This window comes from Actinacidiphila acidipaludis, assembly GCF_019890725.1.
GTDB classification, from domain to species: Bacteria; Actinomycetota; Actinomycetes; order Streptomycetales; family Streptomycetaceae; genus Actinacidiphila; species Actinacidiphila acidipaludis.
Window position 1 is genome coordinate 78,773 of the sequence record NZ_JAINZZ010000030.1, and the last position, 8,166, is coordinate 86,938.

General features: G+C 70.9%; 9 protein-coding genes. 6 read left to right on the top strand and 3 right to left on the bottom strand.

Annotated elements, in window-relative coordinates:
- The first annotated feature begins 105 nt into the window (after positions 1-105).
- The 4 genes from K7862_RS22515 (at position 106) to K7862_RS22530 (ending at position 3,343) form a co-directional block, all read left to right on the top strand.
- Complete coding sequence (locus tag K7862_RS22515) at positions 106-897, top strand: ABC transporter ATP-binding protein (RefSeq protein ID WP_222965354.1); 792 nt, start codon at positions 106-108, stop codon at positions 895-897.
- A 34-nt stretch (positions 898-931) separates the two neighbouring features.
- Positions 932-1,363 carry an NfeD family protein gene (locus tag K7862_RS22520; RefSeq protein ID WP_222965384.1) on the top strand — a complete coding sequence of 144 codons (432 nt, stop codon included), beginning with the start codon at positions 932-934 and terminating at the stop codon, positions 1,361-1,363.
- Between the two features lie 133 nt (positions 1,364-1,496).
- On the top strand, positions 1,497-2,462 hold the full coding sequence (locus K7862_RS22525; protein ID WP_222965356.1) for an SPFH domain-containing protein: 966 nt from the start codon (positions 1,497-1,499) through the stop codon (positions 2,460-2,462).
- 113 nt (positions 2,463-2,575) lie between these two features.
- The gene (locus K7862_RS22530; protein ID WP_222965358.1) at positions 2,576-3,343 is read left to right on the top strand and encodes a sulfite exporter TauE/SafE family protein; all 768 of its coding nucleotides are present in this window, start codon (positions 2,576-2,578) and stop codon (positions 3,341-3,343) included.
- A 79-nt stretch (positions 3,344-3,422) separates the two neighbouring features.
- On the opposite strand, the gene K7862_RS22535 is transcribed toward K7862_RS22530, so the two are convergent.
- The 3 genes from K7862_RS22535 to K7862_RS22545 all read right to left on the bottom strand — a co-directional run bounded on the left by K7862_RS22535 (position 3,423) and on the right by K7862_RS22545 (position 5,832).
- Positions 3,423-3,926, bottom strand: a complete 504-nt coding sequence (locus K7862_RS22535) for an HNH endonuclease (protein ID WP_222965360.1) — start codon at positions 3,924-3,926, stop codon at positions 3,423-3,425.
- A 517-nt stretch (positions 3,927-4,443) separates the two neighbouring features.
- On the bottom strand, positions 4,444-4,983 hold the full coding sequence (locus tag K7862_RS22540; protein ID WP_222965362.1) for a YbhB/YbcL family Raf kinase inhibitor-like protein: 540 nt from the start codon (positions 4,981-4,983) through the stop codon (positions 4,444-4,446).
- Positions 4,984-5,034: 51 nt separating this feature from the next.
- A complete protein-coding gene (locus K7862_RS22545; RefSeq protein ID WP_222965364.1) occupies positions 5,035-5,832 on the bottom strand; it encodes a sporulation protein in 798 nt (265 codons plus the stop codon).
- Positions 5,833-5,926: 94 nt separating this feature from the next.
- Here K7862_RS22545 and K7862_RS22550 point away from each other — a divergent pair, with 94 nt between their 5' ends.
- Together K7862_RS22550 and tyrS are read left to right on the top strand one after the other, a co-directional pair.
- On the top strand, positions 5,927-6,598 hold the full coding sequence (locus tag K7862_RS22550) for a DNA-3-methyladenine glycosylase (protein WP_222965366.1): 672 nt from the start codon (positions 5,927-5,929) through the stop codon (positions 6,596-6,598).
- 49 nt (positions 6,599-6,647) lie between these two features.
- Positions 6,648-7,913: a tyrosine--tRNA ligase gene (tyrS, locus tag K7862_RS22555; RefSeq protein ID WP_222965368.1), complete on the top strand. Its 1,266-nt coding sequence runs from the start codon at positions 6,648-6,650 to the stop codon at positions 7,911-7,913.
- The last annotated feature ends 253 nt before the right edge of the window (positions 7,914-8,166 follow it).

Genomic DNA, 8,166 nt, shown 5'->3' on the forward strand with positions numbered 1-8,166 from the left:
TGGACGTGGTGCGCGGTGGCGTAAGTTTTCCCCGGGGGTTCCTTCTGGCCCGTGCCGACGTGGGCACACCGGACTGCCGAGACTGCAATGGGAGACAACGCGCTCATGAGCGATGTGCTGGAGCTGGTGGACGTATCCGTGGTCCGCGACGGACGGGCTCTGGTGGACCAGGTCTCGTGGTCGGTGGCCGAGGGCGAGCGCTGGGTCATCCTGGGTCCCAACGGAGCCGGCAAGACCACCCTGCTCAACGTCGCGTCCAGCTACGTCTTCCCCACCACCGGCACCGTCCAGATCCTCGGTGACAAGCTCGGCGGCGTCGACGTCTTCGACCTGCGCCCGCGGATCGGCATGGCCGGCGCCGCCATGGCGGAGAAGATGCCGCGCCGGCAGACCGTGCTGGAGACCGTCCTCACCGCGGCGTACGGGATGACCGCCACCTGGCACGAGGGCTACGAGAAGGTCGACGAGGACCGCGCCCGCGCCTTCCTCGACCGGCTGGGCATGAACGAGTTCCTGGACCGGAAGTTCGGCACCCTCTCCGAGGGCGAGCGCAAGCGCACCCTGATCGCCCGCGCGATGATGTCGGACCCCGAGCTGCTGCTGCTCGACGAGCCCGCCGCCGGGCTCGACCTCGGCGGCCGCGAGGACCTGGTGCGCCGCCTGGGCCGGCTGGCCCGCGATCCGATCGCGCCCTCCATGGTCATGGTCACCCACCACGTCGAGGAGATCGCCCCCGGCTTCACCCACGTCCTGATGATCCGTCAGGGCAAGGTCGTCGCCGCCGGCCCGATCGACGACGAACTGACCTCCCGCAACCTCTCGGTCTGCTTCGGCCTGCCGCTCGTCGTCGAGCGCCGCGGCGACCGCTGGACCGCCGCAGGGCTGCCCCTGTCGTAAAGGGCCTGCCCCACCAGGGGAGTTGGCGACTACGATTGACCTCGTGGACGCATGGGTGTGGTGGCTGATAGCCGCGGTGGGACTGGGCATCCCGCTGGTGATCACGGCAATGCCCGAATTCGGGATGTTCGCGGTCGGCGCGGTGGCCGGCGCGGCCGCCGCGGGACTCGGCGGCGGCATCGTGGCGCAGGTGATCGTCTTCGTCGTGGTGTCGGTGGCGCTGCTGGTGTTCGTCCGCCCGCTCGCCTACCGCAACCGCCAGCGCCCCGAACAGCGCAGCGGCGTCGACGCCCTCAAGGGCCGGCAGGCCGTGGTGCTGGAGCGGGTGGACGGCGGAGCCGGCGGCCGGATCAAGCTCGGCGGCGAGGTCTGGTCGGCCCGGGCACTGGAGAGCGGCCAGGTCTTCGACCCCGGACAGCACGTGGACGTGGTGGAGATCGACGGGGCGACCGCCGTCGTCATGTAGCGCGGGACCGCGGGCAACCGGCCGCCGCGCGAGGGGAATTCGCCGATCCCCGGGCGCGGCTCGCCAGCCGTCTGCGACAATTGATCATGTCGTCGTACGTGTCAGATCCGGCTCAACCGGCGCGGGAGCGGCCATGCAGCCCATCATCATCGTCCTCATCATCCTGGTGGTGCTCGTCTTCATCGCGCTGATCAAGACGGTGCAGGTGATCCCGCAGGCCAGCGCAGCGATCGTGGAGCGGTTCGGCCGGTACACCAGGACCCTGAGCGCCGGACTGAACATCGTGGTCCCGTTCATCGACACCATCCGCAACCGCATCGACCTGCGCGAGCAGGTCGTGCCGTTCCCGCCGCAGCCGGTGATCACCCAGGACAACCTGGTGGTGAACATCGACACGGTCATCTACTACCAGGTCACCGACGCGCGGGCCGCGACCTACGAGGTCGCCAGCTACATCCAGGCCATCGAGCAGCTCACCGTCACCACACTGCGCAACATCATCGGCGGCATGGACCTGGAACGCACCCTCACCTCCCGCGAGGAGATCAACGCGGCCCTGCGCGGCGTCCTCGACGAGGCCACCGGCAAGTGGGGCATCCGCGTCAACCGGGTCGAGCTGAAGGCCATCGAACCGCCCACCTCCATCCAGGACTCGATGGAGAAGCAGATGCGCGCCGACCGCGACAAGCGCGCCGCGATCCTCACCGCCGAGGGCATCCGGCAGTCGCAGATCCTCACCGCGGAGGGCGAGAAGCAGTCCTCCATCCTGCGCGCCGAAGGTGACGCCAAGGCCGCGGCCCTGCGCGCCGAGGGCGAGGCCCAGGCCATCCGCACGGTCTTCGAGTCCATCCACGCCGGCGACCCGGACCAGAAGCTGCTCGCCTACCAGTACCTGCAGATGCTCCCGAAGATCGCCGAGGGCGACGCCAACAAGCTGTGGATCATCCCCAGCGAGCTCAACGACGCCCTCAAGGGACTGGGCGGCATCGTCAACATCCCGGGCGTGCCCGGCCAGGGCGGCGGGAACGGCAACGGCGGCGGCGGTTCGGCGGCCATGCCGGCGCCCCGCCGCGAGTCGCCGCGCTTCGACAAGGACTGAGCGCAAGAACGCGCCGGACGCCGTCGACAAGGACTCCGTACGGCTGACATGATCACTGCGCACCCCTCGACCCCGGTGGCGGGGAGGCTGCACAGCGACCATGGAGATTCCCTATGTCCCCAGCAGAAGCAGTGGCCGTTCTCGCGGCCGGCATGGGCGCGGGCACGATCAACACCATCGTCGGGTCGGGGACGCTGATCACCTTCCCCGTCCTGCTGGCCGTCGGATTGCCGCCCGTGACCGCCAACGTCTCCAACGCCCTGGGCCTGGTGCCCGGTTCGGTGACCGGAGCGATCGGCTACCGCAAGGAACTCGCGGGGCAGCGGCACCGGCTGCTGCGCCTCGGCGTGGTGTGCCTGATCGGCGGCGTCGCCGGAGCGGTGCTGCTGGTCACCCTGCCGTCCAAGGCGTTCGACGCGATCGTGCCCGTGCTCATCGGCGCCGCGCTCGTGCTCGTGGTCCTGCAGCCCCGGCTCGCCCGCATCCTGCAGGCCCGCCGGGACGCGGACGGCGGCGGCGCGCCCACCGACGGCGGCCCGCTCCTGCTGGCCGGGATGCTCATCGCCAGCGCCTACGGCGGCTACTTCGGCGCCGCTCAGGGTGTGATCTACCTGTCCCTGATGGGCCTGCTCCTCGACGAGAGCCTGCAGCGCGTCAACGGACTGAAGAACGTCCTCGCCGCGATAGTCAACGGCGTCGCCGCCCTCGTCTTCATCTTCGTCGCGCACATGGACTGGGCGGCCGTCGCGCTCGTCGCCGCCGGCGCCACCATCGGCGGCGTGATCGGCGCCCGCGTCGGCCGCCGCCTCCCGCCCAGCGCCCTGCGCGCCCTCATCGTGGTCGTCGGCGTCGTCGCCATCGTGCAGCTCGCCCTCAAGTAGCGTCCGCGGTCGGCGTCCTCAGGTGAGGGGCGGACGGAACGACGGACGTTCCGCCCGCCCGGAACCTGCTCCCCGCCGGTCAGGCCGGGAGGGCCAGCCACTCCGGCAGGTTCGCCCGCTCACGGACGCCCAGCGCCAGCAGCAGCGCGTCCGCCGGCGTCGGCTCGAACGGCCGCACCAGCAGCCGCATGCCCGCCTGCTCCGGTGTGCGGTCCGCCTTGCGCTGGTTGTCCTCCGCGCACGCCGCCACCGTGTTCAGCCAGGTGTCGCCGCCCCCGCGGGACTTGGGCTGCACGTGGTCGACGGTCGTCGCGCGCCGCCCGCAGTACGCGCACCGGTGCCGGTCACGCACCAGCACACCCCGCCGCGACCACGGCGCCCGTTGTCGGAACGGCACCCGCACGAACCGGCTGAGCCGGATCACCTGCGGCACCGGGACCTCGACATCGGCCGCGCGGATCCGCAGCCCGGGATGCGCCTGCTCGACCACGGCCTTGTCCTGCATCACCAGGACGACGGCACGCCGCAGCGAAACCGTCGACAGCGGCTCGAAACTCGCATTCAGCACCAGCGTCTCGCGCATCTCCGCCCACCTCCCGGGCCCGATCGCCCCCCTGCGGGCGAAGTGGCTCCACTGTGCCCGCGGGCTGTTCGGTGGACAACGCAATTTCCCCGCGGCGGACGGCGCATGAGCGCGGCACGGCATTCCGGAAAAAGTCCGGCGAAGTTCCGGGGGAAACGAGAGGACCCGGGAGGAGAACGGCGACGACCGTACGGCGGCCCCGCGTGAAAACGAACATGGCTGCGCTCCGGATGCCGTCCCCCGTGCGACGGACACCCGGAGCGCGTCAGCCGGCGCGGACGCCCGGTTGACGGACCAGGGCTCCGGCAGGCGGCCGGGACGCGACAGAGCCCGCCGGCCCACGCGGGCACGGAAGGCTCCCGTCGCGCGACGCACCGCCGCCCCCGCCGCAGCGGTGCCGGCCACCCGGGACCAGCAGCCGCCCGGGCGCATGTTCCGGGGGCCGCCCGGTCACCGGGCCACGCACCACTGTGCGCCGCACCGCACCGCCCTGCAACGGATTAACCACGCACCGGCGTCAGCCGCCCGCGGGCACCTCGTACTCACCGATGAGCTGGGCCCGGGCCAGGGTGTGGAAGCGCAGGTTGAAGCCCACCACGGCCGGTGAGGCGTCCGCGTCCGGGCCGAGCTTCTCCTGGTCCACCGCGTACACCGTGAACACATACCGGTGCGGGCCGTCCCCGGGCGGCGGCGCCGCCCCGCCGAAGTCCCGCGTTCCGTAGTCGTTCCGCACCTGCACCGCGCCCTCGGGCAGCCCGGCGAAGTCCCCGGAACCCGCGCCGCGCGGCAGCTCCGTCACGGAGGCCGGGATGTCGAACACCGTCCAGTGCCAGAAGCCGCTGCCGGTCGGCGCGTCCGGGTCGTAGCAGGTCACCGCGAAGCTCCCGGTCCCCGCCGGGAAGCCCTCCCAGCGAAGCTGCGGCGAGGTGTTGCCCGCCGCGAACACCTGATCGTCCTTGAGCGTCGCGCCCTGCGACACGTCGTCGCTGACCACCGTGAACGCCGGGACCGGCGGGTGGAAGTCATGGGGGAGCGGCCGCCGCGGTTGCTCGGTCACCTCGACACCTCCTGATCGCACGTCAAAGCCTTGCGACTGCGAGCCTAGACGCTAGAACCAGTTCCGCTTCCCGCCCACCTCGGCGAGCCACTGGTGCAGATATCCGGCCCAGTCCGTCTGCTCGAACGCGTGCAGGCTCATCGTGAACGACCGGTGGGTGTCGCTGCCCGTGCTGAACAGCCCGGGCTTCTTGTCCATCTCCAGCACCACGTCCATCTCGTTCCCGTCCGCCACGAACGTCAGCTCGACCTCGCTGAGCCCGCGGTACCGGCCCGGCACCCGGAACTCGATCTCCTGGTAGAACGGCAGCCGCTGCCGGGTGTGGTGGATCCGCCCCTTCTCCAGGTCAGCGCCCTTGAAGGCGAAACCGAGCCGTCCGAAGGCGTCCAGCAGAGCGTCCTGCGCCGGCAGCGGATGCACGTTCACCGGATCGAGGTCGCCCTTGTCCACCGCCCGGGCGATCTGCAGCTCCGTGGTCACCCCCACGTTCATCCCGGTCAGATGACGGCCCAGGAACATGGTCACCGGCGTCTCCCACGGGATCTCCAACGTGAACGGCACGGTGTGCACCGCCCCCGGCCGCAGCTCGAACTCCCCGCCGATCTGCTGCCGGTGGAACTCGATGTTCTGGTGGTACTCGGTGTCGTTGCCCTGGGCGTCCTTCCGCTCCACCTCGACCCGGGCCTGCAGACCCACCGACAGGCCCTGGATCCGCTGCTCGACCGAGCCGCCCTCGACCCGCACCTCGCCGTGGACCACGCCGCCGGGCAGCACGTCCGCCTGGGCGAGCTCGGTCTCCACCGACGCCCCACCCGCACCCAGGCTCGCCAGCAGCTTCTTGAACCCCATGCTCTTGCCTCTCGGTTCGCCGTTCCCCGCACAGATCTCGGTGAACACTACGAACGCGGGGCGTGGCCACGCGGTTCCACTACGCTCGGTCCCCGTGATCAGCGCACCCGACAGGACACCCCTGCCCCGGAGCTTCTTCGACCGGCCCGTCCTGGAGATCGCCCCCGACCTGCTCGGGCGCGTCCTGGTCCGGGACACCGACGACGGCCCGATCGAACTGCGGCTCACCGAGGTCGAGGCGTACGACGGCCCCAACGACCCGGGGTCCCACGCCTACCGCGGCCGCACCGACCGCAACGCCGTGATGTTCGGCCCGCCGGGATTCACGTACGTCTACTTCACCTACGGCATGTGGTACTGCCTGAACCTGGTGTGCGGACCCGAGGGACGGCCCAGCGGGGTGCTGCTCCGGGCCGGCGAGATCGTCACCGGCACCGACCTCGCCCGCGTCCACCGGCCCACCTCCCGCAAGGACAGCGACCTCGCCCAGGGCCCCGCGCGGCTGGCCACCGCCCTGCGGGTGGACCGCTCCCTCAACGGCGCCGACGCCTGCTCGGCCGGATCCGGGCCGTTCCGCATGCTCACCGGCAACCCGGCCGCCCCTGATGCCGTCCGCACCGGCCCGCGCACCGGCGTCGGCGGTGAGGGCGCGGCCCATCCCTGGCGCTACTGGATCGACGGCGACCCCACCGTCAGCCCGTACCGCGCCCACACCCCCCGCAAGCGCGGCCAAACCCGGGAGCGACCGGGGTCCGGGACCGCGTAGGCTCGGACCAGGCTGTACCCACCCCTGATGTACAAGGAGACACGACACCGTGACGGACATCGTCGACGAGCTGCAGTGGCGCGGGCTGATCGCCGTATCCACTGACGAGGACGCACTGCGCAAGGCGTTCGCGGACGGCCCGGTCACGGTCTATTGCGGCTTCGACCCCACCGCGCCCAGCCTCCACCTCGGCAACCTCGTGCAGATCCTCACCCTGCGCCGGCTCCAGCAGGCCGGACACCGGGCGCTGGGCCTGGTCGGGGGCGCCACCGGACTGATCGGCGACCCCAAGCCGACCGCCGAGCGGACGCTGAACGACCCCGCCGTCGTCGCCGAGTGGGTGGGCCGGGTACGCGCCCAGATCGAGCCCTTCCTCTCCTTCGAGGGGCCGAACGCGGCTGTCATGGTCAACAACCTGGACTGGACGTCGGGCCTGTCGGCGATCGAGTTCCTGCGCGACATCGGCAAGCACTTCCGGGTGAACAAGATGATCGCCAAGGAGGCGGTGTCCCGGCGGCTCAACTCCGACCAGGGCATCAGCTACACGGAGTTCAGCTACCAGATCCTGCAGGGCATGGACTTCCTGGAGCTGTACCGGCGGCACGGCTGCACCATGCAGACCGGCGGCAGCGACCAGTGGGGCAACCTCACCGCGGGCATCGACCTGATCCACCGCGTCGAGGGCGTCTCGGTGCACGCCCTGGCCACCCCGCTGATCACCAAGGCGGACGGCACCAAGTTCGGCAAGACCGAGGGCGGCGCGATCTGGCTCGACCCCGAGATGACCACGCCGTACGCCTTCTACCAGTTCTGGCTGAACGCCGACGACCGTGACATCTCGAACTTCGTCCGGATCTTCAGCTTCAAGTCCCGCGAGGAGATCGAGGAGCTGGAGCGCTCGACGGCCGAGCGCCCGCAGGCCCGCGCGGCGCAGCGCGCGCTCGCGGAGGAGCTGACAACGCTGGTGCACGGCGCCGACCAGTGTGCGGCGGTCGTCGCCGCGTCCAGAGCACTTTTCGGCCAGGGCGACCTCGCCGAGCTGGACGAGCGCACGCTGGCGGCCGCCCTGAGCGAGCTGCCGAAGGCGCAGGTCAGCGAACTGGCGCCGGTCGCCGACCTGTTGGCCGCCACCGAGCTGGTCCCCAGCAAGTCGGCCGCCCGCCGCACCATCAAGGAGGGCGGGGCCTACCTCAACAACGCCAAGGTGGAGAGCGAGGACGCGGTACCCGCCGCATCCGACCTGCTGCACGGCCGCTGGCTGGTGCTGCGGCGGGGCAAGCGCAACCTCGGTGCGGTCGAACTCACCGCCGGCTGAGCCCAGCGGACCCTGCCGGCAGCGGACGCGGCCGGAAATCCACGTTTGAGCGGCGGTCGAGCTTGACTCGGCCACCGCTCCTGCGTAATGTAGATCGAGCCGCTGAAACGGTGGGACAGGTTCACACCAGCCCCCGCCGAACGAGCGGCCACCCACTACCCTACGTCTTCCCGATCATCGGGTTGTTTTTTGGTGCGCCGAAATTCAATTCGATGGGGCCGATTATGAATCGGTCGGGGGATCGGGTACGGTG

Excerpts from the sequence above, each read along its gene's own strand:
- K7862_RS22515 (WP_222965354.1), top strand. The coding sequence starts at position 106 with ATGAGCGATGTGCTGGAGCTGGTGGACGTATCCGTGGTCCGCGACGGA.
- K7862_RS22525 (WP_222965356.1), top strand. The coding sequence starts at position 1,497 with ATGCAGCCCATCATCATCGTCCTCATCATCCTGGTGGTGCTCGTCTTC.
- K7862_RS22530 (WP_222965358.1), top strand. The coding sequence starts at position 2,576 with ATGTCCCCAGCAGAAGCAGTGGCCGTTCTCGCGGCCGGCATGGGCGCG.
- K7862_RS22535 (WP_222965360.1), bottom strand. The coding sequence starts at position 3,926 with ATGCGCGAGACGCTGGTGCTGAATGCGAGTTTCGAGCCGCTGTCGACG.
- K7862_RS22545 (WP_222965364.1), bottom strand. The coding sequence starts at position 5,832 with ATGGGGTTCAAGAAGCTGCTGGCGAGCCTGGGTGCGGGTGGGGCGTCG.